Annotated in this window: 23 protein-coding genes and 1 pseudogene; 6 read left to right on the plus strand and 18 right to left on the minus strand. The window is 43.9% G+C overall.

Annotated elements, in window-relative coordinates:
• Window positions 1-165: 165 nt before the first annotated feature.
• Window positions 166-917, minus strand: a pseudogene (locus tag CA600_RS21675) (TIGR00266 family protein).
• A gap of 577 nt (window positions 918-1494) precedes the next feature.
• Between CA600_RS21675 and trhO the strand changes: the two are divergent.
• Window positions 1495-2391, plus strand: coding sequence for an oxygen-dependent tRNA uridine(34) hydroxylase TrhO (trhO, locus tag CA600_RS21680; RefSeq protein ID WP_094872820.1), 897 nt, complete (start codon window positions 1495-1497; stop codon window positions 2389-2391).
• A gap of 236 nt (window positions 2392-2627) precedes the next feature.
• Here the strand turns inward: trhO and CA600_RS21685 are convergent, their stop codons facing one another.
• The 5 genes from CA600_RS21685 to CA600_RS21705 all read right to left on the minus strand — a co-directional run bounded on the left by CA600_RS21685 (window position 2628) and on the right by CA600_RS21705 (window position 8178).
• Window positions 2628-3299 carry a YitT family protein gene (locus tag CA600_RS21685; RefSeq protein WP_094872822.1) on the minus strand — a complete coding sequence of 224 codons (672 nt, stop codon included), beginning with the start codon at window positions 3297-3299 and terminating at the stop codon, window positions 2628-2630.
• A 317-nt stretch (window positions 3300-3616) separates the two neighbouring features.
• Window positions 3617-4117, minus strand: coding sequence for a Crp/Fnr family transcriptional regulator (locus CA600_RS21690; RefSeq protein WP_094872824.1), 501 nt, complete (start codon window positions 4115-4117; stop codon window positions 3617-3619).
• 271 nt (window positions 4118-4388) lie between these two features.
• Complete coding sequence (locus tag CA600_RS21695; RefSeq protein ID WP_094872826.1) at window positions 4389-6317, minus strand: PTS fructose transporter subunit IIABC; 1929 nt, start codon at window positions 6315-6317, stop codon at window positions 4389-4391.
• Window positions 6318-6355: 38 nt separating this feature from the next.
• Window positions 6356-7267, minus strand: coding sequence for a 1-phosphofructokinase (gene pfkB, locus CA600_RS21700; protein ID WP_094872828.1), 912 nt, complete (start codon window positions 7265-7267; stop codon window positions 6356-6358).
• A gap of 146 nt (window positions 7268-7413) precedes the next feature.
• Entirely contained in the window at window positions 7414-8178 is a 765-nt protein-coding gene (locus tag CA600_RS21705) for a DeoR/GlpR family DNA-binding transcription regulator (protein WP_094872829.1), read from the minus strand.
• A gap of 318 nt (window positions 8179-8496) precedes the next feature.
• Here CA600_RS21705 and CA600_RS21710 point away from each other — a divergent pair, with 318 nt between their 5' ends.
• Window positions 8497-8784, plus strand: coding sequence for a hypothetical protein (locus tag CA600_RS21710; protein ID WP_094872831.1), 288 nt, complete (start codon window positions 8497-8499; stop codon window positions 8782-8784).
• 198 nt (window positions 8785-8982) lie between these two features.
• Window positions 8983-10092, plus strand: coding sequence for an AI-2E family transporter (locus tag CA600_RS21715; RefSeq protein ID WP_094872833.1), 1110 nt, complete (start codon window positions 8983-8985; stop codon window positions 10090-10092).
• A 92-nt stretch (window positions 10093-10184) separates the two neighbouring features.
• Here CA600_RS21715 and CA600_RS21720 read toward each other — a convergent pair whose 3' ends face one another.
• From CA600_RS21720 to rnhA, 3 genes are read right to left on the minus strand one after another with little or no spacing between them, the layout of a single operon-like run.
• Window positions 10185-10589, minus strand: coding sequence for a hypothetical protein (locus CA600_RS21720; protein ID WP_042190609.1), 405 nt, complete (start codon window positions 10587-10589; stop codon window positions 10185-10187).
• A 31-nt stretch (window positions 10590-10620) separates the two neighbouring features.
• Entirely contained in the window at window positions 10621-11289 is a 669-nt protein-coding gene (gene ung / locus CA600_RS21725; RefSeq protein ID WP_094872834.1) for a uracil-DNA glycosylase, read from the minus strand.
• 44 nt (window positions 11290-11333) lie between these two features.
• Window positions 11334-11996, minus strand: a complete 663-nt coding sequence (rnhA, locus tag CA600_RS21730; RefSeq protein ID WP_094872836.1) for a ribonuclease H — start codon at window positions 11994-11996, stop codon at window positions 11334-11336.
• Between the two features lie 309 nt (window positions 11997-12305).
• On the opposite strand from rnhA, the gene CA600_RS21735 reads away from it, so the two are divergent.
• Complete coding sequence (locus CA600_RS21735; RefSeq protein WP_094872837.1) at window positions 12306-12878, plus strand: hypothetical protein; 573 nt, start codon at window positions 12306-12308, stop codon at window positions 12876-12878.
• 87 nt (window positions 12879-12965) lie between these two features.
• Here the strand turns inward: CA600_RS21735 and CA600_RS21740 are convergent, their stop codons facing one another.
• The 4 genes from CA600_RS21740 to CA600_RS21755 all read right to left on the minus strand — a co-directional run bounded on the left by CA600_RS21740 (window position 12966) and on the right by CA600_RS21755 (window position 15946).
• The gene (locus tag CA600_RS21740) at window positions 12966-13538 is read right to left on the minus strand and encodes a type 1 glutamine amidotransferase family protein (RefSeq protein ID WP_094872839.1); all 573 of its coding nucleotides are present in this window, start codon (window positions 13536-13538) and stop codon (window positions 12966-12968) included.
• Window positions 13539-14651, minus strand: coding sequence for a DNA alkylation repair protein (locus CA600_RS21745; RefSeq protein WP_094872841.1), 1113 nt, complete (start codon window positions 14649-14651; stop codon window positions 13539-13541).
• Window positions 14652-14739: 88 nt separating this feature from the next.
• Window positions 14740-15399, minus strand: a complete 660-nt coding sequence (locus CA600_RS21750) for a hypothetical protein (RefSeq protein WP_094872843.1) — start codon at window positions 15397-15399, stop codon at window positions 14740-14742.
• Between the two features lie 16 nt (window positions 15400-15415).
• Window positions 15416-15946 (minus strand): hypothetical protein, encoded by a 531-nt coding sequence (locus tag CA600_RS21755; RefSeq protein WP_094872844.1) that lies wholly within the window; start codon window positions 15944-15946, stop codon window positions 15416-15418.
• 188 nt (window positions 15947-16134) lie between these two features.
• Between CA600_RS21755 and CA600_RS21760 the strand changes: the two genes are divergently transcribed.
• The gene (locus CA600_RS21760; protein ID WP_094872846.1) at window positions 16135-16353 is read left to right on the plus strand and encodes a hypothetical protein; all 219 of its coding nucleotides are present in this window, start codon (window positions 16135-16137) and stop codon (window positions 16351-16353) included.
• An 88-nt stretch (window positions 16354-16441) separates the two neighbouring features.
• Here CA600_RS21760 and CA600_RS21765 read toward each other — a convergent pair whose 3' ends face one another.
• Entirely contained in the window at window positions 16442-17455 is a 1014-nt protein-coding gene (locus CA600_RS21765) for a Gfo/Idh/MocA family protein (protein ID WP_094872848.1), read from the minus strand.
• On the minus strand, window positions 17449-18327 hold the full coding sequence (locus CA600_RS21770) for a sugar phosphate isomerase/epimerase family protein (RefSeq protein WP_094872850.1): 879 nt from the start codon (window positions 18325-18327) through the stop codon (window positions 17449-17451). Before CA600_RS21770 ends, CA600_RS21765 begins: the two co-directional genes overlap by 7 nt.
• A gap of 172 nt (window positions 18328-18499) precedes the next feature.
• Here CA600_RS21770 and CA600_RS21775 point away from each other — a divergent pair, with 172 nt between their 5' ends.
• Complete coding sequence (locus CA600_RS21775) at window positions 18500-19405, plus strand: AraC family transcriptional regulator (RefSeq protein ID WP_094872852.1); 906 nt, start codon at window positions 18500-18502, stop codon at window positions 19403-19405.
• Between the two features lie 357 nt (window positions 19406-19762).
• On the opposite strand, the gene gnpA is transcribed toward CA600_RS21775, so the two are convergent.
• Genes gnpA through CA600_RS21790 form a run of 3 tightly spaced genes read right to left on the minus strand, consistent with a single transcriptional unit; the run spans window position 19763 to window position 23763 of the window.
• Window positions 19763-21931 carry a 1,3-beta-galactosyl-N-acetylhexosamine phosphorylase gene (gene gnpA, locus CA600_RS21780; RefSeq protein WP_218832792.1) on the minus strand — a complete coding sequence of 723 codons (2169 nt, stop codon included), beginning with the start codon at window positions 21929-21931 and terminating at the stop codon, window positions 19763-19765.
• 26 nt (window positions 21932-21957) lie between these two features.
• Entirely contained in the window at window positions 21958-22812 is an 855-nt protein-coding gene (locus CA600_RS21785; protein ID WP_256989959.1) for a carbohydrate ABC transporter permease, read from the minus strand.
• Between the two features lie 9 nt (window positions 22813-22821).
• Complete coding sequence (locus tag CA600_RS21790; RefSeq protein ID WP_218832793.1) at window positions 22822-23763, minus strand: carbohydrate ABC transporter permease; 942 nt, start codon at window positions 23761-23763, stop codon at window positions 22822-22824.
• Between the last annotated feature and the right edge of the window lie 87 nt (window positions 23764-23850).

Raw genomic sequence — 23850 nt, forward strand, 5'->3', positions numbered from 1 at the left:
GCTCCATTTGGGCCATTTCACTCAAATCGAGAGCATTTTTGCCCTTCTTTCGCTCCATTTGGGCCATTTCCCAGAAATCGAGAGCATTTATGCCCCTCTTTCGCCTCAGCAAGGCCATTTCACTCAAATCCGGGGCATTTCTGCACTCTACTATCACTCACAACCTTATCTGCCATCCAGCAGATTGCCCAGTCCACCAAGTACACTGCCTTCTTCTTTGCGTCCGCTGTTACCGGCAGCAGACAAAATACGGTCAGCCATACGGCTGAACGGCAGTGACTGCACCCACACTTTGCCGGGTCCGCGCAGTGTGGCGAAGAACAGGCCCTTACCGCCGAATAGCGCGGTTTTGACACCTTTTACAAACTCAATATTATAATCAACTGATGACGTCATAGCTACAAGACAACCAGTGTCCAGTTTGAGCGTCTCTCCCGGTTGAAGTGTGCGTTCTATAACGTAGCCGCCAGAGTGTACGAATGCAAGACCGTCGCCTGCCAGCTTTTGCATAATAAAGCCTTCACCACCAAAAAATCCAGTGCCCAGCTTGCGCTGAAATTCAATACCGATCGAGACGCCCTTCGCCGCACAGAGGAATGAGTCCTTTTGACAGATCACTTTTCCGGCGTATTGCTGAAGATCAAGCGGGATGATTTTGCCTGGATATGGAGCAGCAAAGGTGACACTTTTTCGTCCATAAGAACCACTGTGTGTAAAGACGGTCATGAACAGGCTTTCCCCAGTCAGCAGACGCTTACCGGCACCCATCAGCTTACCCATCAGTCCGCTTCCGCGCGCCCCCCGCTACCATCACCAAAAATCGTCTCCATCGTAATTTCCTGATCCATCATCATGAAGCTTCCAGCTTCAGCAATTACACTCTCTCCGGGGTCAAGCTGCACCTCCACACACTGAATTTCCTAGCCCATAATGACAAAATCAATCTCGTGAGCACTCATCCCGCAGTCCCTCCTTATTATTTTAATGTCACCAAGTGACTCTTCGAATGAAAATTAATACACGCGTTGTGATTCACGGTTTCGCCAATCATAACAACCCATGTTATTCGCCTATATCCAGCAAAATGTAAACCAAAATTCTGGCTGACCTTAATCGTAGCATCCCCGAAAAATACAATTTACACCATCTGCCATCACCGCATAAATTGTTTCTTTAACAGGAATATAAAAGAGTGATCACACCAAAACGACTGCATCCAACATGATGAATACAGTACCTTCTTTGACTCCCACATCCACTGATCAGCAGCGACAAAATATCATCTCCCCCACTCGCATCGCCATTTCGCAGAATAGTCTCCATATGCATGATGATTCTGACATATTCATTTGCGCTGTTTTTCTTATTAATATCCAAGTTTTAACCATTACTGAATCAAGAGTTTCTCTTGTCAATGCTTGATAATATGTTACAATACTTTTTATACTTAAACGTTTATTTAGTAGTCTAATTCTAATGATAAAGGTGAAAAGAATGAAACCACAATCGGAATATGCAATTCTGCTATACTATAAATTTGTAAAAGTGCCGGATGCAGAACAATTCGCTCAGGAGCATTTGGCTTACTGCAAAGAGCTTGACGTAAAGGGACGAATTCTCATCTCAGATGAAGGCATTAACGGGACACTGTCTGGTACGATTGCCCAAACCGAGCAATACATGAAGGATTTGCGCGCAAATCCGATGTTCAGCGATATCGTCTTCAAGATCGATGAGGCAGATGGTCATGCCTTCAAAAAGATCTTCGTTCGTTATAAAAAGGAACTCGTGACGTTCCGGGTCGAGGATGAACTGGACCCCAACGTGATCACCGGAGAGCATCTGGCGCCTAAAGATTTCTATGAAATGATGCAGCGCGATGATGTGGTAATTCTGGATGGCCGTACCGGCTATGAATTCGATCTGGGTCATTTCCGCGGTTCCATCCGCCCTGAAGTTGACAGCTTCAAAGAATTCCCGGACTGGATTCGCGAGAATATGAGCGAGCTAAAAGATAAACCAATCCTGACCTACTGTACAGGCGGAATCCGCTGCGAGAAATTAAGCGGGTTTATGATGAAAGAAGGCTTCCAGCAGGTGTACCAGCTGGATGGTGGGATTGTGACTTACGGTAAAGACCCTGAGGTACAGGGACAACTGTTCGATGGAAAATGTTATGTCTTCGATGAGCGGATCTCCGTACAGATTAATCATACCGACGAGGATATCGTTGTTGGTCGTTGCCATCACTGCGGTCAGCCCGCTGACAAATTCATCAACTGCGCCAACGATGCTTGCCATCTACAGCATATTTGCTGTGAGGACTGTGAAAATGAGCATAGTGGACATTGCTCGGACGAATGCGAAGCTATCACGAATGCAGTGGGCTAAATAAGAGGGACAAGTGGTCGCAAATGTCTCTTCACGATTTAAAGACAAGCATAAGAGAGTCTTAAGTTAACAAAAAGGTGGCGCACAGGATTAATCCCGTGCGCCACCTTTGTTATGAGCGAAACGTCCAAGCAACGCCCCTGAAATCACTTATTCAACAAAAAAAAGTCAACCAGAAATTCTGGCTGACCTTATATATAGTATATCCCCGAAATAAGCTGTTTATACAGTCTTATTCACATTACCGTACCATCATGCGGTTTACGCAGCGTAGACTGAATCTTTGGCGCCTTCACTAACTTTGGTTTACCTAAAGAGGTTGTAAAGGTGATCACATAACCTGCGACGACTACCGCCATCACCGTATACATCGTTTCTCTAACAGGCATATAAAAGAGTGATAATGCCAGAACGATTACATCCAACATGATGAATACTGTACCTACTTTAATTCCCTTCCATTCACTGATCAGCAGCGACAAAATATCATCTCCACCACTTGCGCCGCCGCTTCGCAGAATAATTCCCGCGCCTAAACCTGTCAGTACGCCAGATAAAAGGGCTGCTAATGCCAAGTTGCCCTGCAAGTTGATGACCAAACCGGAATAACGTTCCATGAGTCCGTAAAAGATTGTAAAAGCTCCTACAGAAACAAAGGTGTTGCATACGAACGTTTTCCCTTTGAACATCCAAGCAATCAAGAGTACTGGAACGTCTAGAAGCAGAGTTGAAATTGAAGGTGATATTCCTAATACGTATTTGCCGAGAAGCGATAATCCTACGAATCCGCCCTCAGACAAATGGTTCTGAAAATTGATGTGATAATAAGCAAATGCAAGCAAAAATGTTCCAAACAAAATGACTGTCAACCGGAGCAGTACATTCACTCCGTAATTGTGGTTCCTCATACAGGTCTCCCCTTATCGTATATGGCGGCTAAACGTCCCACCAACCTCTACGACGGGTAAAACCGGAGGTATTGCTCCTTCGCATATATATACTCCTTCCCCTCGCAGAGGCGGTTCGTCGAGTAACAACGGTTCACGCACCTTCTACAGGGAAGCTAAGTATAAGACAGATCATAACGTTTCCAAATCGTCCTTTGGGGAATCGTCCTTCGGGGACACATGGTATCCTGATCCTTTCTGTAATTTAATAAGTTCTGAATACATTATACCACGGAGATCCACTACTCTAAACACTTCACTATAAAAATAGGCAGGAATCACTCCACGGTACGCAACAAACGATTGACTGTTTCGCGTCTCACACCGATCAATTGCCCAATTTCCTCCTGTGTCAAAAGCTCTGTTAGTGCTGCGCCATGAGAGTAGTCATTGAACCAGCGGGTTAACAGTTCCATACGTTCTGCGGGTGTTCCAACCGTAAGGTGATCTAGCCGAGTCTGCATAAAACGCACCTTCTCTTGAAGCAACATAGCGATTTCCATCGCTCGACCTGGCTCATCCCGTACCTGTTGATACCATTCCGCTGAAGGAACTGCCTCCACCTCGCTCTTCATCATCGCAACCGCTGTTCCATGCGCCTCCTTTGGCGAAATGAGTGAATGATGGGGAACCATCTCACCAGGATACAAGATGTTGAACAACACCATGTTCCCATTTTCATGAAGCCTTGTTACCTTGAACAGCCCACTTTTCACCTTATATAAGAATTCGCAGCTGTCCCCTTGACGGAACAAGACTTCCCCCTTGTGCAGTATCATCTCGCTCGCTCCTTTGCCCTCTTGTTATATATATTTTCAATTATACAAAAATAAACCTCAATGAAGGAGATTATTCTCGCAAGGGCTGGGGGCATCGTGGTCAACGTTTAGGTAAGAAGAATAGCCTTCGGCTTCTTCTTAGGGACGATGATCGTTTCTGCAAAAATAGAAGAATAGTTTTTAGCGTATGCATAAAAATTCTTATATTTCAAAAAACTGCCGAGTACCAGAAGAAGCGTCTGGCACTCGGCAGTTCAAATTATTTATTTTATTACTTTGCCTCAAGAGGTTTCTTCCATAATCCGAGCATTAATCCGGAAATAACAGATCCGATCAGAACGGCCAGTAGGAACAACAACGCATGACTCGAAAGCGCGGCTACAAAGATCCCACCATGCGGTGCTGGAACGTTGATATTCCAAAACTGAGTGAGACCACCAGCTACGGCTGAACCTAAGATACAAGAAGTCAGAACACGCAGTGGATCGGCAGCGGCGAATGGAATCGCCCCTTCTGTAATGAACGATAAGCCCAATACATAGTTTGTTAACCCTGATTTACGTTCTGATTCTGTAAATTTATTCTTGAAGAAGGTAGTAGCAAGCGCTATTGCAAGTGGAGGAACCATACCGCCTGCCATTACAGCCGCCATCATAAATCCGTTAGTATTTCCACTGGTAGTGAATACCCCGATGGCAAAAGTGTAGGCCGCTTTATTGAAGGGACCTCCCATATCAATAGCCATCATTCCACCAAGAACCAGACCCAGAATTACTGCATTAACCGTTCCAAGATCGTTAAGCCAATTAATGAGCCCTACGTTCATCCAGCTAAAGATCGGATCGAACAGGTAATACATCAATCCACCGGTAATTAATAGACCAAATACCGGATATAACAGAATCGGCTTTAATCCGTCGAGCGTTTTTGGCAGACCCGCAAACACTTTGCGCAGACCGATAACAACGTAACCAGCCAAGAAACCTGCAGCCAGACCGCCGAGGAATCCAGCATTGGAATTCAAGGCCATATAACCGCCAACCATACCTGGCATCAGAGCTGGACGGTCACCGATACTAATCGCAATAAATCCAGCAAGAACCGGAATTAGGAAATGGAAGGCACCATCACCGCCACCAATCGTCTGCAGCAGCTGGAATAGAGGGTGATTCTCTCCACCAACTTGTTCAATCAGGAAGGAGATCGCCAGCAGAATACCACCGCCGACTACAAACGGCAGCATGTGGGAGATACCATTCATCAAGTCCTTGTATATTTTACTGCCGATACTGCCTGATTTCTCTTTGGACTCTCCTTCATTACCACTACGACCTTCATTATGGTAAATCGGTGCATCGCCGTTCATTGCTTTGCGAATGAGCTCTTCCGATTTGCGAATACCGTCACTAACCGGTCTTTGCAGTACTGGCTTGCCATCAAAACGAGCCATTTCCACTTGTTTATCTGCTGCCACAATTACACCACTTGCACGCCGAATCTCATCGGGTGTTAAGATGTTTTTGGCACCTTCTGAACCATTTGTCTCTACACGGATATTAACTCCCATTTCCAGAGCCTTCTTCTTGAGCGCATCTTCAGCCATAAAGGTATGCGCAATTCCAGTAGGACAAGCAGTAACAGCTACGACGAATGCTTGGGAATCTGGGTTGCCGACGATTAGCTTTTCAGGTTCTGACTTCTTGGCAGCTTCAGCAGCTTCGCTCTCTTTCTCCTTGGCTTCCCCTTCGGCCTGCTTCGCATCGAACAAGGCGGATACCTCATCTGGAGTTCGGGTATTCATCAGCTGTTCAATGAACTCACTATCGATCAACAGTCTGGACAGCGAGGCCAATGTACGAAGATGCATGTTGCCCGCTCCTTCTGGGGCGGCAATCATAAAGAAGATCCGAGCCGGTTCATCATCAAGTGATTCGAATTCCACGCCCGTCGCACTTTTGGCAAACACAACTGTCGCTTCATTCACCGCTTTAGTCTTGGCATGTGGCATTGCGATACCGCCACCAATCCCAGTACTGGACTGCTCTTCACGCTTCAGGATCATCTCTTTAAATAGAACAGGATCATTGATACGACCACTTGCGGCAAGACTGGCAATCAATTCATCAATTGCACCTTCTTTAGTGGTTGCTTTTAAATCCATAATCATTGTTTCTTTTATCATCAAATCCGTAATTCTCATTTCTTCCAACTCCCTTGAGTACTTTGAATGCTGTTAGCTTACACTTCTGAGATGTTGATCAGCGGTCTCAGTTGCTCAATGAATTCTCTATTTGCCAGGTCATCAGAGAAAGCTGTTGCGCTGCCTGAGGCAACACCTGCACGGAAAGCTTCCATTAAATCTCCAGTCAAAGAAAATGTGCCAACGAATCCAGCGATCATAGAATCGCCTGCGCCTACAGAATTTTTTACTGCTCCTTTTGGAGCATTGGCGTGGTATACCCCCTGTTCCGTAATGAACAAGGCACCTTCACCAGCCATTGAAACTAACACATGCTTCGCGCCAGCTTCGAGCAGCTTACGACCATAAGTAATAATTTCTTCCTTAGTCTCTATCGTAACGCCGAATAGCTCTGCAAGCTCATGATGATTAGGCTTAACGAGCAACGGCTGATGAGGAAGTGCCTTTTTCAGCGCTGAACCTGTAGTATCAATGACAAATTCGGCCTCTCTTTGCTTGCATACAGATATCAACCTGTCATAGAAATCAGCACCCAGTGAAGGAGGAACACTTCCGGACAATATCACAACATCACCTGCATTCAGAACAGCCATCTTCTGTAATAATGCCTCTGCCTCCGTATCTCGGATGACAGGCCCTGCACCATTAATCTCCGTTTCCTCTCCATGCTTAAGCTTGATATTAATTCGGGTATCATCAGAAACAAATACAAAATCACTTGAAATCGACTCTTTCCGCAACCATTCCTCAATATATCGTCCAGTGAATCCACCAAGGAAGCCTATAGCTTTATTCTGAACCTCAAGCTGATTTAACACGCGTGATACGTTGATCCCTTTACCTCCAGGAAGCTTCAAATCACGTTTCATCCGGTTCAAGCCACCTAGTCTCAAATCTTCAACTTCCACGATGTAATCGATGGAAGGATTAAGCGTTACTGTATAGATCATAATTATCCCTCAATTATTTTGGTTTTCTAAGCCATAGATTACCGGCTAAACATGCGGCAAATGTAATTTCTCCAAACGATCTTACAATGATTCCATACCACTCAAATTAAAACATTTTCTAACCGTAGAACAGCCTCCACCTAGGGTCATACCAGCGAGAAATCCACACCCATTTGCGTAATCTCACGGATGAACTTGTCAGATGCACCAGAATCAATAATGCAGTGATCCATTTCCGTCACGTCGGCAACCTTACAGAAGGATACTTGACCGAGCTTGCTATGATCAGCCAGAAGAATTACTTGCTTTGCAACCGAGATCATCTTACGCTTGGTCGCTGCTTCAAGCATATTAGGTGTAGTGATTCCTTCTCTTAAGTCTAATCCGTTGGTTGCAAGAAATGTTTTATCCACTCTTACCATCTCTAAAGAGCGCTCAGTCATCGGTCCTACAAAAGCCAATGTATCCGGTCGCAACATTCCGCCTGTAATTGAGACTTCTATATTGCGACAATCCCGCAGTTCATTAAGCGCCATAATTGAATTCGTAATGACTTTTATATTAGAAAAAGCCCTCAGCTCTTTAGCAATCTGAAGCGTTGTGGTTCCAGCATCCAGCAGAATAGCATCGCCTTCCTGAATCATCTCTACAGCCTTACGTGCTATCCTCTGCTTCTCATCCAACAATCGATCTTCCTTATCTGGATAAGCCGCCTCAAAGTTAACGCTCTGCAGGGATACTGCACCCCCGTGCGTTCGTTTCAGCAACTTGGCTTCTTCAAGCTCTTTCAGGTCACGGCGCACAGTAGACTCCGATACGCCCAGTTCCTGACTTAGCTCCTGTACCGAAGCTCTTGAATTCTTTTCCACAAATAGCACGATTCTTTGTTTTCTTTCTTCCTCAAACAACATCGTGGTTCGCTCCTTTTATTTACAGTGCTGTCCCATTTATTAAATGCGCTTATCTTTGGAATTTCATGACCATTATTTGATTATATATGACTGTTATTGATCATTTGTGCTCGTTTATGATTTTAACAGCGTTTTCATCATCTGTAAAGCGCTTTAACATTAAAAATGATGCTTCGGGAAAATGTAATAAATGGAATGATTTCATCCTACGTCCAAGGTGAAACAGGCCCATTAGAAAATTACATACCAATTGCCTATCTCATCACTGGAGTTTAAAACATATTAATACTACATATAGGAAAAAGCGGGTGATCAGAAATGGCCAACGGAAGAAACAACAAAAAAATGGGCGGTAACAGCAACACTAAGCGTAATGGAAATAGTAGTGGAAATAACAACGGGAACGGCACCAGTGAGGAAAATGCAGAATTAAGCGCTGAAGATTATGAAATCATTGCTGCCGCACTGGCCACTTTAGGGGAATTTTTTGCTTTTTTATCTCTCGTCAAGGCGAGACAAGTTACGAAGGAAACCGGAGGCGAAATTGAAGTTCCAGAAATATTCACCCTATCCACAAAGAAACCTTCTAGACGGAAGTTAAGATAATCTACGAAGCCCCCGAGAATCGAAATGATGATGTTATGGTTATGAGTTGTGACCTCTTACTTGGCGTAGCCTTAGCCATATGAACACCCTCCACGGATATGCCAAGAACTACCTAAAGGGGAGTAAACCACATTTTTGAATCAAGACATGTGAATTAGGGTTATTAAACTACATAGATTATTATTTTAAACTTGGGGGATGTTCCTATTGCAACAACAGAAATATTTTCGGACAAGTCTTGCTATTATCGCTTTTTTACTTATTTTGTACTTGGGCTCCAAAGTAATGTTTCTATTCGCACCACTGGCTGCCATTATCAGATTATTACTCGTTCCTATGGTACTATCAGGTTTCATGTACTACTTGTTACGACCTTTAGTAAGGCTTCTTGAGAAAAGAAAATTAAACAGGGCCTTCTCCATCCTGCTCATTTATTTCCTGTTTGCCGGATTGTTTATCCTCTTCTGGATTTTAGTCTGGCCGACGCTGCAAGAACAAATTCAGAACTTTATTGATAACACTCCTTATCTCGTTGAGGGACTACAGGATCAGTTCAATGCATTAAAGGATAATCCGACATTGTCACGTTTTTTCCAAGGGGACTCCGACATAGCTGCCCGTATATCAGAATATCTTAGCGAGGCTATTACTTGGGTGACCAATTCGATGTCTAATTTGATCGGCGTAGTTTCCAGCATTGTTATTCTAATCGCTACCTTGCCCATCATTCTGTATTACATGCTAAAAGATGACTATAAGCTATCACCAAAACTACAAGGCTTAATCCCTAGAAAATACCGCAAGGAAGGTAAAGAGATGTTCGGTGATATCGACAGCGCACTGAGCAGTTTCATTGTCACACGCGTGGTGCTAAACGTCGTACTCGGTATTATGTTGTATATCGGTTTCCTTATCATAGGTCTCCCTTATTCGCTATTGCTGGCAATCATTTCAATACCGCTCAATTTCATTCCTTATGTGGGTTCTTTCCTTGCGGGAGTCCCCGTAGTTATTGTTGGATTCATTGAATCACCCACGATGGCCATATGGTCGCTGGTCGTCATATTCATTGCACAGCAAATCCAAGATAATGTACTCTCACCGATCATTTACGGCAAATCATTAGATGTGCATCCACTGACCACGGTCCTTCTTGTTCTTATAGGTGGGGATTTTTACGGTATTATTGGTGTGCTTATTGCGCTGCCCGTTTATATGATTGCCAAAATAATTTTTTTACGAGTGTATGAGATTATTGTTGCAGATCGAGAGGAAGAGGCTGAGCCTCTCAAGCATGAGAATCTATAGCACTTACGACGGAATGAAGTTCCATTAATAAAAAAAGGTACGTCTCCGATTAGAGATGTACCTTTTTGTGCTTCTTTATAGGATTACTGAAATTAACCTCGTAAGGAACGAACTACAAATATGTGATTGCCTTTCATAAGGTTCTGTCCATCTTGAAGTGTAACTGAACCTTTGGTATGCGAAATGATAGTCGTATTCAGAGCAATCAGCCGATCTTCTTTCCAGACACTTACAGCCGATTTAAAATATACTGCATTATCAAATTGCTGCCGTTCCCTCATCACATAACCCACAGAATGCAAGACTGGAGGCAGTGCTCTTTCTCTAGGAGCCAAAGCTTTGATGACCACAATATCCCGAAATGGCACAGCAATTTCCTGATGACCGATGACCGCTACAGAAGCGGAAAGATCCCATTTGCGCAGAATGCCTTTCATGATCGTGTAAGGTTCGTCGCCGCAGTACATGATAACCGGTTTACCAACCCAATGCTTCATAGCTCCCTCCCCCTTCCCAACATCCCATTAGCTATAAGTCCGAAATGAACCAATCGATCCCTTTCATTCCCTTCGACTCCAAAAACTGATTAACCTTCGAAAAAGGTCGACTACCGAAAAATCCACGATACGACGAAAGCGGGCTCGGATGTGGAGACTGAATCACCTCATGACGACTTTGGTCTATGAAGGCGCCTTTTTTTTGCGAATGACTTCCCCATAAAATAAAAACCATCGGCGTAGTTCTTTCATTTAACTTCTTCATTATGGTGTCTGTGAATGTCTCCCAGCCTAGACCTTTATGAGAATTCGGCTCTCCCTCACGTACCGTTAGTACCGAGTTGAGCATAAGCACTCCCTGTTCTGCCCATCCCATTAAAGAACCATGATTTGGAATCGGAACACCGATATCCTCATTTAGCTCCGTATAAATATTACGCAGGGAAGGGGGTATACGCACCCCCGGATTTACTGAGAAGCTTAAACCGTGAGCTTGTCCCGCTCCATGGTAAGGATCCTGTCCCAGAATAACGACCCGTGTCGCGCTATAAGGCGTAAGCTTTAACGCCGTAAACAATAATTCTTTTGGCGGATAGACTGTGTGTTCCTTATATTCACTATCTAGCTTAGCCATTAGCTCCAGAAAATAGGGCTTTTGCATTTCATTCTGTAATACCTCATCCCAATCGTTTCCAAACATCCCCAATTCTCCTCCTCTAGCCGAAACCCAGAGCCTTACTGCAACTATTTCCGACCATAATCTGCTTTGATTTCGCCCCACTCTTTGGTCTGCCACTTTAGCACTTTATTGTCATATGTATTGGTTTGTAACCAACGTTCTGCCCGATCAATAAGCACCCATATTTCCTCTGTTGAAGCATCGCGTGGCAAGGTTGTAGCCACCTTCTTCTGCTTTACCCATTTCATTGCATTCACAGAGTCACTGTAGACCGTTCTATTACTTCCCTCTTTCTTCAGGAGCGCCAAGGCATGCACAATCGCTAAAAATTCACCTAAATTATTAGTGCCCTTTTTAATCGGCCCACAAGAGAAAATAATATCTCCAGTTTGTGTATCCACGCCTTTGTATTCGACAGGACCCGGATTGCCACGCGTACCTACATCCACAGAAATACTGTCGTAATCGATTTCCGCTGAAGTCTCCACTGTAGCGCTTCGTTTAAAAGAATTTGTCCCCTTAGATTTAGCCGCACTGGTTGCCGATGCCCCAGTTCCCCAATTGCCTTTCCAACCTGCTTTGTAAGCCGCATCTGCTGCCGCTTTAGATTCATAAGATTTATATTTAGCTCCGGTATAATGATCCGTCTGCGCCTGACATTCTGCCCAAGTGCTATAGACTCCCGGTTGCTTGCCTTCCCATACTACATAATATTTCTGTTTAGCCATTGGTATAGCTCCTTTTCCGCCTTAACTTATTGTAATCTAAAATGCTTCTTCACCAAAAGAAGAATGTTATTTTTCGTGAATTTCTTCGAATAATTCATATTTTCCAGGTCATACTATACGCCAGAGATGTCCAGGCCTATATTACCATTTGTAGAATGATCGGTAAATATTATTGTGTCCACAAGCAGAAATGCCTTCAGCGTCCCTCAAGGACGGTAAGCGTTTGTGCTTACACCACATTAATACTAACTAATCAGTCTATATTAAGCTCGTAGGATATCAGTACAATTACTCAGGGAGGTTATACAGATGAGAAAGATAGCAAGCGTAGCCGCAGTATTTGCAATTGTGCTGTTGGTCGGATGCGGAAACTCAACCAATAACAATGCCAACGTTACCCCTACCGCCACTACTACACCTGGTAACACCAATAACGCTGGCAACACTAATAACACCACTGATGCTGTAACCTCAGCGTCGGTAGTAGATAATGAAGAGGCCTTTAAAAAGGCTATCAGTGCGGACGGTACTTGGATTGCTGCTACGCTGAAAGACTTAACCTTCACCGAGGATCTCGTGCTGGACGGACAATTCACGAATAAAGATGAACCTGCTCGAAAAATCGCTCTCTACACACAAGATGCAGATCACAATATCACTAACTCTTATAAACTAACAGCACCAAAACTTACGATCAAAAGTAAAAATGCCCGTATTCAAGGCGGCACATTTATTGGTGATGTGTACGTAGAAGCGGAAGGCTTCAGCTTAGTAAATGCAACGGTTGAAGGGAATGTTTACTTCACAGATGCTAAGTATCAATCCACCTTCGACACCTCGGATCAAGGAAAAGTTACGGGTGTTACAGAAGTGAAACAATAAGGTTGTCGCTCAAGCGGAAGCAGCTACACCTCTTATATTTCAAAAAAATGCTCTCCAGTTCTATCAGACTGGAGAGCATTTTTTTTATTATTCCTGATAAAATCCATTTTTAAAAAAGTGATACCATCCATCAACTTTTTCTAATGGCATTACCTTTAACTTCTTCAAGATTTCCCTTGTAAATTCCAATGCCGCCGTACCATTTGCAGTAATGATATCGTCACTGGAAACGGTCTGTTTTTCTAAAAAATTTGCCTGTCCTTTATAATTAGGAGCGAACTCTTTTAAGTAATCTAATGAATTTCCAGTGTGAGGAATGTTATCTAAATATCCATGTTCCGCCAAAAAGGTTGATGCATCACATATAGCAGCTATAGGAGTTCTATTCTGTATACAACTTTCAATCACTGGAGTAATCGCTGAATTATCTTTCCAGCCCGTACCCCCAATTAAAATTAACATTTCAAACTGGGAGGGGATATTGTCTAGATGATAATCTGGAATAACAGTAAATCCGCCCATAGATTGTACATTGTCGCTATTCAAAGAAACTGTCTTCACTCTGTATTCACTTTCTGGCTTGTTTAGTTCGGCACTTATATAGCCAGCTTCCCAATCCGCATATCCATTAGAAATAAAAATCAATACTTCTTTTTTCATTTACTGCCCCCCCTCAAGTTTCAACAACGTATCTGCAACTTCCCGCCCGTTAACCAACAATACAATCCGATGTTCCCCGGGATAATGACGACGAGTGGTTAAATTCGCCCAACGATGCGTCCGATTACCTGACAGAATTGTACCCCCAGGTACTGTTTTATCCGAAAGTAAGAAAGATTTACGAGAGGTTCGACCTGTAGCCTTCACGAAATAGATGCCATATTCTATTCGAACACGGGCAGGAGTTCCTTCACAAACTTGAAGTTTGTATTGTAATTCAGAGTCTTCTCCAATTCGCAATAGGGTAGGATCAATCGTGATAGAAGCACTCGTTATTAGGGGTGTTGCTTCATCTGTTTGCTCTGCATATCCGAATAAAGCCATAATCTCCGGATTCGCTTTACGGATTAAAGAACGACAACCATGCCGCACAATCCAGTCCGTGAGGGCATTTGTCCCTATCCAGCGTCGAGCGGTTTCAAGCACCACCTCGGGGTGATCCTTCGCAATGTCGTTCAAATTGTTGGCTACGCTCTTGCGCACATATAGGGAAGAATCCGCCTTAAGCTGCTCAAGTACAGGCAGCACCGGGGCTGGATCAAGCTTAAACATCGGGAGCGCCTGTCCCCATGGCAGACGAGGGCGACAACCCTCACTTGCTAACCGGCGCACATGCTCATCGGGATGTTTGGACCATACTAGCATTTGCGCCATCATCCGCTCCGGTTCACGCAAGAGAAAGGGTCTAACTGCAAACTCTGCTGACGACTTTGGTGTGAACCTTTCCAGCGCCTGCATAGATAGCTCCCAATGCTCAGCCCCTTGACCAAATACCTCTACAAAATCCGGAAAGATCAAGTATGGAAATCCAACACAATCCTCAGTAATAGCGGTCAAAATCGCCAGCGCATCCTCATAAGGAAGCTGTAAATGATTTCCCAATGTCTCTGTAATCCGCCGCATCCTTGCCTTCAGTTCGAGTGTTTCCCAAGGTTCCGTCATAGCCGACATCACAAACGCATCTGTGTCAAATACACTATGTACACTGCGAATCTTTTCGCCGAAATGATGCAGAAATTGTTCATTGTACATCGCTTTTAAAGGTTCAGCCATGGTGTATCCCTCTTTTTCTTCTATAGATCATCAGATTTAATCTGTAATGGAATCGTAGCACACCCAATTTGACAACAGTATGTCAACTTCAGCCGCTCCCTAAATTAAGAATATCAACCTGCCTTGTCTTGAGATTAATAATGCGACTTCTCGTATCATTGCTCGAAATATAAATAGGTTCTCCGGTAGCGTCAATCCAATAAGAGATGGGAATCGAGATGCCACAATTTCGGTAAGATCCGTCCGCATGGCTTGTCCCCATAATCATCGTGTTATATTTCACTGCAATTCTAGTGGCTTCCTCGATCCATAATGCAAACTGTTCTTCACTGAACATGCCTACCCCAATCGGATGCGCGATGAAATCCAACGACTCTGCTTGCCCCTCCAAACCAACGTATCCTTGCAGCAGTTCCACACATAGCAAATAACCAAACCTGAGACCTTCCGTTTCCACTATAGACGGGTGATACAGCTGTTTATCCATCGGAGATTTGGCTCGTTCCAAAATGATGTCCCCGGAAGGATGAATGATTAGCGCTCTATCCTTATTATTACTGTTCCTATATCCTGTAATAATCAGCTTGTTATACGTTTTGGCTAGTTCACATAAGGTCCTCACACTGGCTTCATCTGCAACATAACCTTCCGGATACAACATCGCGTCAAAAGAATCCGGTTCTTTTAGTTCCTTCAAAAGCTGCTCCAAATGGGGCTCATGATTGGGTTGAGCTACAAGTAATCTCATATTTCCCCTCCAACGGTTAATTAATTAGCACCTTCACCTGTTCTAAGCTTTGCTCTGCACGACTGTTCAAAGCTCTCTTATCTTTAAGGCCAAGCTCCTTAAGCTCATGTCCAGGGTCAATGACCATCGGCTGTGAAATTACATTTTCGAGGATTTGTACAGCAACTTTGCAGGCCCCAAATAACAGCTCCTTTGAGATCACTTGTTTATGGGAGCCAATAATTCCAACCAGTTTCTCTGTGTAGATCAATCTAACCAGGCTATCCGCACTCATCATATTCCTCGAGGCAAAAGAAGATACCCTCTCCACAATCCAGCTGTCTTGATAGTTTCTCGATAAAGCGTCTAGTGCATTAATTGCATCCCAATCTCGGATCGACAACTGCCCGGCGTACGCCAAGGCCATTTCATTGAGCCATTCTATCTCTTGTTCTCTAGGAATTTCAAAACTCTTATATTCCTTAAGGAAACCTGCCTTATGCATATCCAAAAAATGACCCAGAAATTGTGTGTATAACTCCTTGGCTCTTTGTAGCTGTTCTGTCATTTGGCGATCATCCTTTCACTACATAAATCATATCCGTCCGCAGGTTTCTTTTCAAACCAGACCAAATTTCGCATATTTTTGACCCAAATCAAGTAATTCCTCCTCAAAATCATCTGCAAATCGTGGTAAAATAGTTCCTTAGGATTATTTATATTCATAATGTTGAAGATATCACCGGAGGGAATACCATGCCACATACACTTAATAAAAACATTGATTTTTTTATAGCCGCTTTATCCCAAACTTATATCACTGCCCTGCAGCTTGATCCTGATGGTATGTATTCTGAGGTAGCCTCAGGAATTGTTGAACAGTTCTCCGATAAACAAGTACGGCTAAGAAGATATGACGGCTCTGTATCACACTATGCTAGGGACAATACAAAATTCCAGCGCAATAAAGGTTAGGCGAGAATGCATGCCAAAAAGACGTGACTGGAGAAATCATCTACAATGATCTTTCCTTCAGTCACGCCTATGCTTACTCTATATCCTGCTAGTTAAGTATAATCCATTCCCCTTCGGCATTCGCTGACTGTACTTCCGCCTCTATGATTTCCAAAGATTCGGCTGCACTTTCCGGCGTACAAATGACAATAGGCTTATCTTGAATAATCGCATTCAGGAAATAGACCAGCTCTCTATAGTAACCCGCATCCGGCGAAAGCTCCACCATAAAGCCTGCTCCATTATTAGGATTCACCTTGACTTCACTACCATCAAATACAACATTTCCTCGCTCGAAGTTAACCCTGTACCCCATGTAGAAACCAAAGTCGCCCTCCAGCGTCCAGTCCACCTGAGCATTGATCACTTTTGCGTCCTTATAAAAATAGTGTGTAGACGCTATGTCATAGCCACTTCCCGGCAGAACGTTCCGTCCTAAGGTCGATACTTTGTCCGGTCTGCCGAACAGATAGTTAATCATATCCGTATCGTGAATATGCATATCCACAATGCATCCACCGCTTAGCTTCTCATCCAGAAACCACTCTTTAGGAGCCCCTGAACCACGGTAGAAATACCCTTCCGTCACTTTACCAAATTGCTCAGTTTCCACAACTTCTTTCAAATACTCATACCCTGGCCAAAAACGAAGGCACTGTCCGATCATCAATTTCTTTCCACTGCGCTCCGCTGCTTCTACCATTTTCTGCGCTTCTACTGAAGTTCTAGCCATCGGCTTCTCACAAAAGACATGATATCCTCGTTCCAGCAGCGAACAAGCCATTTCAGCATGCAGGTAAGTAGGAACTGCAATATCGATCATATCCAGTTCCTCATTCGCTATCATTTTCTCCAGATCATCATAGAGACTGTAAGCTGTTAAATCATACACTTCCCGAGCGGTACTCATATTGCCGTCCGCCTTACCGTCTTTTAATTCCTCAATTCGCAAATCACAGATAGCTTTCAGGGCGATGGGATGTCCCTCTTCCGTTAAGCGAACATAATTATCAAAATGCATCCGGCCCATAAATCCAAAACCAATCAAACCTATTCTTAACATAGTGAAGCCTCCCCCGCTAAAGCTTTGAAAGTGGTACGTCCGAGAATAGTATCCATAGCAGCAGAAGTATTGAAAATAATTTGCTCCGTATAATGTGTGTATGACGGTATCATTTCACCGGTAACATAATTGTTGTATCCAATATCTTCAAGCGCTTTCATAACTGCTGGATAATCCACATCCCCGGCGAGCAGATCAACAAATCCGTGAAGCCCACCAGCCGTCCGACGGTAATCCTTGAAATGCACCTTCTTGATTCTATGGCCTAGAATCCGTATCCATTGCTCTGGATAACCGGAATGCACGATATTCCCAACATCAAGATAGGAACCTACATAACTGGAACCGACCGTATCAATAAAAGTACGTAATTCAAGCGGAGACAGCAAGAATTTATTCCACACATTTTCGAGACCAATAGAAACGCCCGCTTGCTCAGCATCCTTGGCTAAATGACTAATCGCTTCCAGTGCTCTATCATAAGCTTTTTCATAATCAACAACCTCACAGCCCTCGATGAAATCCACACCAACAGCGCCAGGGATGACAAGAATCGTATCTACACCAAGCGCAGCCGCCAGCTCCAGTTGCTTTTTGCATACGTCGATTGCCTTGGTTCGATTCGCTTCAGATTCACTAGTCATCGCATAAGACCAATATAGCCCTGTTGCCAATCCTGCGATCTCTAGACCTGTTTCATGAATGGAATCACGAAGAATACGCGCCTCCTTCTCAGTGGTTTGCAGACCAAGCTCACCTGACTCGTTCAAGGACAGCTCGATCCCTTCAAATCCAGCAGCTTTGGCTAGACGTACACATTCTTTAATTTCTGTTCCTTCGCGAAACGACCAGATGTTTATTCCCTTTTTCATTTGAGCCCTCCTCAAATTTGTTGTTTTCCGTTTTTGGCTCCCTAGACTTAGATGTACTTCTATCCTTTATTTATTTATATTATAATAGATTCAAAGTTCGATTTATTTAGGAAAAAAAGAGACTTTTTGCATTATTCCGATATGTTCTATTAAACATCAAGGAGGCAGTGCCATGTCTGACAAAGATCCCTCTTATCCACTTAGAAAACAGGTGCCCTCTCGTGATTGGTCACCCGGAATTCACTATGCACAATTGCAGACCCTTCCTCCTTGCACCTTTCCAAGAAGAAGGCTATATGACTACGAGTTACTCTATGTTCGCCAGGGCAAATTATTAACAAAGATGGATACGGTGGAATATGTACTGAACGCTGGGCAGCTAATCTTTCTCTCAGCTGGGGTATATCATCAGAATGCGATCCTGTCGGATTCTGACACCAAGCTTATTGGTATCCATTTTGATTTCTTTGGGGAATCCATTATTACACATGAGGAAGATATGGTAGTTAATGAGGAAGATGTAATGGACGATAAATTCGCCTTTGAAGCCGTGACCGCTCCTTTCATGCCATTGTCACAAGAACCGATCTACTCTCCGCCTCCCGAATGTGTTCATGCCATGGAACAACTCGTTCATGAATTCACCATGCGGCCTGCCGGCTATGAGTGGGTCTGTAGAGGGCTACTACTCGGCATTCTGACTTCGCTGCTTCGAACGCAAAACTCCCGGGATGCTGCTAAATCTTCGGTTCACACCGAGCGGCTCAGAGCATTAATCGATGAGATAGAAGAGCGGTTAGCAGAACGCTGGACCAATAAATCCATGGCCACATCCATGAATATGCATGAGGACCACTTTGCCAAGCTCTTTCGTGAGGTCGCAGGTATGCCCCCCGGGGAATACCTCCGCTCGATCCGGCATAGGGAAGCGCGTAAGCTGCTGCGGGAAACGGATTGGCCGATTGAACGGGTGGGCGATCAGGTCGGTTATCCCGATATCCATTATTTCAGCAGGGTGTTCACGGCGAATGAGGGGATTTCTCCGCGGGCGTATCGTAAGTTGTCCCGGATTCTCTAGATACGGAAACCCCAGAACATCTCAATCCAAGTAAGAAGAACTCGCCAAAAACATTGCGGTTGATGGATGCATGCTTATGCTTAAAAAGCAAAAGCCCCCTTCCCTGAAAAATTGAAGAAGGGGGCGGCTCTAAACTAATTAGGGAAAAACTCCCTAATAATAAGGGGGATCCCTTTAATTGCTATCGAATCAGCTAAACTTTAGGGAGGTTTTCCCTGATTAGTAGTCTAATGACCAAAAATCCCGGAATTTCAGGGAGAAATTCCTCAATTACTCTATCGAAGCGGTACAATTCAGGAAATTTGGAGACAACAGCGGCCGGAAGTCCAAATATTCTCCGTAGCTACGACGGACTCCTTAAATGTATGCCCTCATAGAATTCATATCCAGCCACACACTTTCCATTCCGTTCAATTCCAGCTCCAGTCTCATATCATTCTCCATCAGGATCGTCGTCTTCTGGGTCTCCGCTGTGTTATTCACTGCACAAAAGCGCCCAGTCTCAGGGTAGGCATGACACTCTACATTCGGATTCACTGAGAACCAAGAATACAATTGATTCTCTTGATGTGCAGCCCAAAAGATCGCCCGGCTCAATAATCTAGTATTCTGGATACTATACGGCAGCCCTGCAATATAAACACCTCGACCATCCCCGACTGAATTCACAGCAAGATTGCAGCTTTTGTCCTGCACATCCAATATTTCAGCGCCAGTCTCTGCTTGATAGATCATGGTCATCCCTTCACCATAATCGATGTCGCCTTCCAAATCTTCCGTAATGAAATGCTCCTTTACTGGCGTTACCTTAGGCTTATTAACGCTTGCTGTAAAACCCATTTCCTTTTGAACACCTAAAATATCTGCCAGTTGAAAGAGAACCCCTTGATGCTCATAAGCCGTTGGATCACCAATTCCAATAAAGCCGCCGCCTTGATGCACCCATTCGCGAAGCGTTGCCACCACTTTCGGGTCGCTCCAGTGATCGTCACCGCTCCAAGAAGTATGAACATCACCTGCATTAATAATCACACCGATACTAGGATCAATCCCGTGTTGCCGAATATCATCAAAGCTTATAAATTCAATGTCGAAAGGCAGTCCTGCGAGCGATTCCAGTGCCCCTATGTAGGAATAACATCTTTGATTCCATAAAGAGTGAGCCACCTGATGTGTCTGCCAAGAACGGATGTAGCCCCAAGTATTAAGAATCGCCACTTTAAACGAAGCTTTATATGGCTGAGTCCCTTCAGCATTTGCATGAATGCCTTTAAACTGAGCCGCGATCTCCGTCACATGATCAATGAAATTAGGGAATTGGTACGCCAGACTTAGATATCCGCCATACCCCATTCTTCCAACCGATTTACGCATAAGTGCCCGGCGACATTTTATCCAGATCGGCATGGACTCCCCAACAGGATCTCCACCTTCAAAGAATACATCTGGGAAAAAGTAAGGATAGAAACGGGCTTCAGTATCCTTAATCGGAATATCCGCGATCATACGGGTCGTAACCCCATCTCCGGCAGCCCCAACCACCGCATCTAGCCCAATCTGGGAAAAATATTTACCATAAGGCTCTGTGCCTGCCCAGTGATCCCCAAAGAACATAATCGCTTTCTTACCAAAATCATGCACCATATCAACACATTGTTTGGCATAACCTGCAATGAATTTCTGATTAAATTCCATCCAGTCCAAATACCTTGGCGTCGGATTCTTAAACGGTGTGTTATATCGTCCCTGATCCACAAAATCTTCCGCAGTCAGACGATATCCATAGGCTTGTTCAAACTGATCTAATGCTAATGGACTTACGCAGCTTAGATAGCCAAACCAATTAACTTGCTTCTCCTTACCTTCCTTATTAAAAATCAAGTCAAAATTATAAAAGAAGGTAGTAAAACGAACGATATCAGTCTTCGGATGCTTTGCTAGCCAATCTTTCAGCACCTTCAATACCTGCTCTTGAGCCTCGGGATAACGAACATCCAGTGGTAGGCGATGCTCTTCCGTCCAGTTATTCGTGATGTGATTGTACATAGAGACCGGTTCCCAAATCTGATAGGCCAAGAAACTGACGGTATATTTGTGAAACTGTTCCGCCTGCTCAAGCGTGACGATCCCCTCTGCGTAACTCCAATGTGCCGAAGGTACTATTTCTCCTGTGGTCCGGTTTACAACCTGCCAATATTTTTTAATATCTACATCTATGTTAGGAACAAATTGATCTGCAAAAAAATCTGCCATAATATCGATGGTGTTTACCTTCGATGTCACAATCAATGGTGCAGACATCAGATAAATCTGCTGTCTATACTGTGGATGCTGCTTTGCCCACTCGTTGTCCTCACGCACCAGACATAGCGTTGAATAGATTTGCAGACCCATATCAATAATGTCCTGCGATAGACTCGTGCCATCACTGTCACGTACAGCATCTACGCCCCATCTCTCTACAAGATCAGCTATGACCTCTTCCATTCCTGTTTCACCAGGTAGTGTAAATCTTCCTTTATCCACACAAATTCCCTCCATGACTTTGTTGTTCAGCCCTTAATTCCGCCAGCGCTTATGCCTTGGAGCAATTGTTTTTGTCCTACCACATATAGGAGAATCGTTGGAATGAGTACCAAGATCAATGCGGCAAATAGTGCGCTCCAATCTGTAGCATACCTTTGAACCTCAAACAGATTGGCTAAGCCCACCGGTAATGTTTTTTTGCTATCCGTCTGAATTAGAACTAATGCCAGTGGATACTCATTCCAAAAGCCCATCGCTGCCAGCATACAGACCGTTACAATTCCTGGCTTAGCCAGTGGCGCAATGATTCTGACGAGTACCCCTGTATTCCCGCAACCGTCAATCTTAGCGGCTTCTTCATAATCTCTAGGGACAGATCGTAGAAATCCGCTCAACACAAAGATCGCAAAGGGAAACTGAAGGACAGCATAGATCAAACCGAGCATCCCGCGATTGTCCAGCATCCCGAAAGAATTCACTTGAATAAATAAAGGGACCATAATATAAGAAGCTTGAAGAAAGATACACGCCATATAAATATTAAGAATCATTTTGGAACCCCAAAACTTAAATCTTGTTAATACATAAGCTATAGGGACCACAAAAATAACTAGAATCGCAGTTGAAAGCACCACTAGAAAGATAGAATTCAGGAAATAACTTCCCATCTTGGATTTCTGAAAAGCACGTACATAATTATCCAAGTGTAAGGCTTGTGGAAAGGCAAAAGGATCGGTTAAAAATTCCGTGTTGCTCTTAAATGAGGCTAAAAGATTCCATACAAACGGATATAACAAAACAATGGTAGCCACAATCAGAAACAGCCGAGTGATCCAATTGATAATGTTCATTTTTATAAGACTCTGTTGATTACTGTTCACCCTTCTCCCCTACCCTTCTGCTCGATTTGTAAGTAGTCTGGACAGAAAAGAAAGGGCAAAGGCAAAAGCAAGCGTAAAGATTGCGATCGCCATGGCATATCCAAAGTTCGCATTTTGGAAACCTTGCGTGTACATGTAATGGAGTAACACAGTAGTACCACCTGCCGGCCCACCGCCAGTCATGATAGTTACAACTATAAAGCTTAAATTGATCGTACCCGCCAGGGACAGCACGAAGGTTATACCAATGATTTCTTTTAACAGTGGGATCGTAATGCTGATAAGCTTCCGGAAATACCCCGCACCATCAATGGTCGCCGATTCGAACACATCCGCAGAAATCCCATCAATAGCAGCGATATACATCACCATATAGTAACCAACCGCCTGCCAGATCAGAGTGACCGCTACGCACCATAATGCAGTTCTGCTATCCCCAAGCCAAGTCATAGTCAGTTGATCCAGCCCAATACTTGAGAGAATATTGTTCAAGATCCCCATGTTCGGATGAAATACAAAGGACCATATGATCCCGACTACCGTCAAAGAGATAATGCTGGGGAAAAAGAATACTGTCCGGTAAAAGCCGCGCTCTTTCAGCTTCGTCTGCGTCAATAGAAAAGCAAGCACTAAGCCAAAGGCTAAGGTAACCACCGGCACGACCAGCATCAGCTTGAACGTATTACTAAGCGCTTTGAGGAACATCTCATCTTGGAACATATATTTATAGTTATCCAGAAAGATAAACTTGTTCTCATCACTCATCCCGGTTGCATCCGTAAAAGACATAACGAATGCCCGAAAGGTTGGAATGATCATAAATACGAGAGTCAACAGTAGCGCAGGAATGGTACATACGGCTATGAATAGCTTCGGATTTTTAGTTTTCGTTGACTTAGTCTTTATTTTTCTGTTTCTAGGAGCTACTTCCGTTAGTTGCATCTCAGACATCTTTCTCACTCCTCTTCATGCAAAATGCATCCTGTTCATAGATGTCCTTATCCATTCTTAACAGGATGCATTGGCATGAGATGCTAT

It is taken from the genome of Paenibacillus sp. VTT E-133280, assembly GCF_002264385.1.
In the GTDB taxonomy this organism is placed as follows: Bacteria; Bacillota; Bacilli; order Paenibacillales; family Paenibacillaceae; genus Paenibacillus_AQ; species Paenibacillus_AQ nitricinens.

Excerpts from the sequence above, each read along its gene's own strand:
- trhO (WP_094872820.1), top strand. The coding sequence starts at position 1,495 with ATGAAACCACAATCGGAATATGCAATTCTGCTATACTATAAATTTGTA.
- CA600_RS21720 (WP_042190609.1), bottom strand. The coding sequence starts at position 10,589 with ATGAAGCATTGGGTTGGTAAACCGGTTATCATGTACTGCGGCGACGAA.
- CA600_RS21690 (WP_094872824.1), bottom strand. The coding sequence starts at position 4,117 with ATGATACTGCACAAGGGGGAAGTCTTGTTCCGTCAAGGGGACAGCTGC.
- CA600_RS21695 (WP_094872826.1), bottom strand. The coding sequence starts at position 6,317 with ATGAGAATTACGGATTTGATGATAAAAGAAACAATGATTATGGATTTA.
- rnhA (WP_094872836.1), bottom strand. The coding sequence starts at position 11,996 with ATGGCTAAACAGAAATATTATGTAGTATGGGAAGGCAAGCAACCGGGA.
- CA600_RS21790 (WP_218832793.1), bottom strand. The coding sequence starts at position 23,763 with ATGTCTGAGATGCAACTAACGGAAGTAGCTCCTAGAAACAGAAAAATA.
- CA600_RS21710 (WP_094872831.1), top strand. The coding sequence starts at position 8,497 with ATGGCCAACGGAAGAAACAACAAAAAAATGGGCGGTAACAGCAACACT.
- CA600_RS21765 (WP_094872848.1), bottom strand. The coding sequence starts at position 17,455 with ATGTTAAGAATAGGTTTGATTGGTTTTGGATTTATGGGCCGGATGCAT.
- CA600_RS21745 (WP_094872841.1), bottom strand. The coding sequence starts at position 14,651 with ATGGCTGAACCTTTAAAAGCGATGTACAATGAACAATTTCTGCATCAT.
- CA600_RS21755 (WP_094872844.1), bottom strand. The coding sequence starts at position 15,946 with ATGACAGAACAGCTACAAAGAGCCAAGGAGTTATACACACAATTTCTG.
- CA600_RS21775 (WP_094872852.1), top strand. The coding sequence starts at position 18,500 with ATGTCTGACAAAGATCCCTCTTATCCACTTAGAAAACAGGTGCCCTCT.
- CA600_RS21750 (WP_094872843.1), bottom strand. The coding sequence starts at position 15,399 with ATGAGATTACTTGTAGCTCAACCCAATCATGAGCCCCATTTGGAGCAG.
- CA600_RS21770 (WP_094872850.1), bottom strand. The coding sequence starts at position 18,327 with ATGAAAAAGGGAATAAACATCTGGTCGTTTCGCGAAGGAACAGAAATT.
- ung (WP_094872834.1), bottom strand. The coding sequence starts at position 11,289 with ATGTTTGGAAACGATTGGGATGAGGTATTACAGAATGAAATGCAAAAG.
- CA600_RS21715 (WP_094872833.1), top strand. The coding sequence starts at position 8,983 with ATGTTCCTATTGCAACAACAGAAATATTTTCGGACAAGTCTTGCTATT.
- CA600_RS21685 (WP_094872822.1), bottom strand. The coding sequence starts at position 3,299 with ATGAGGAACCACAATTACGGAGTGAATGTACTGCTCCGGTTGACAGTC.
- CA600_RS21735 (WP_094872837.1), top strand. The coding sequence starts at position 12,306 with ATGAGAAAGATAGCAAGCGTAGCCGCAGTATTTGCAATTGTGCTGTTG.
- pfkB (WP_094872828.1), bottom strand. The coding sequence starts at position 7,267 with ATGATCTATACAGTAACGCTTAATCCTTCCATCGATTACATCGTGGAA.
- CA600_RS21705 (WP_094872829.1), bottom strand. The coding sequence starts at position 8,178 with ATGTTGTTTGAGGAAGAAAGAAAACAAAGAATCGTGCTATTTGTGGAA.
- CA600_RS21760 (WP_094872846.1), top strand. The coding sequence starts at position 16,135 with ATGCCACATACACTTAATAAAAACATTGATTTTTTTATAGCCGCTTTA.
- CA600_RS21740 (WP_094872839.1), bottom strand. The coding sequence starts at position 13,538 with ATGAAAAAAGAAGTATTGATTTTTATTTCTAATGGATATGCGGATTGG.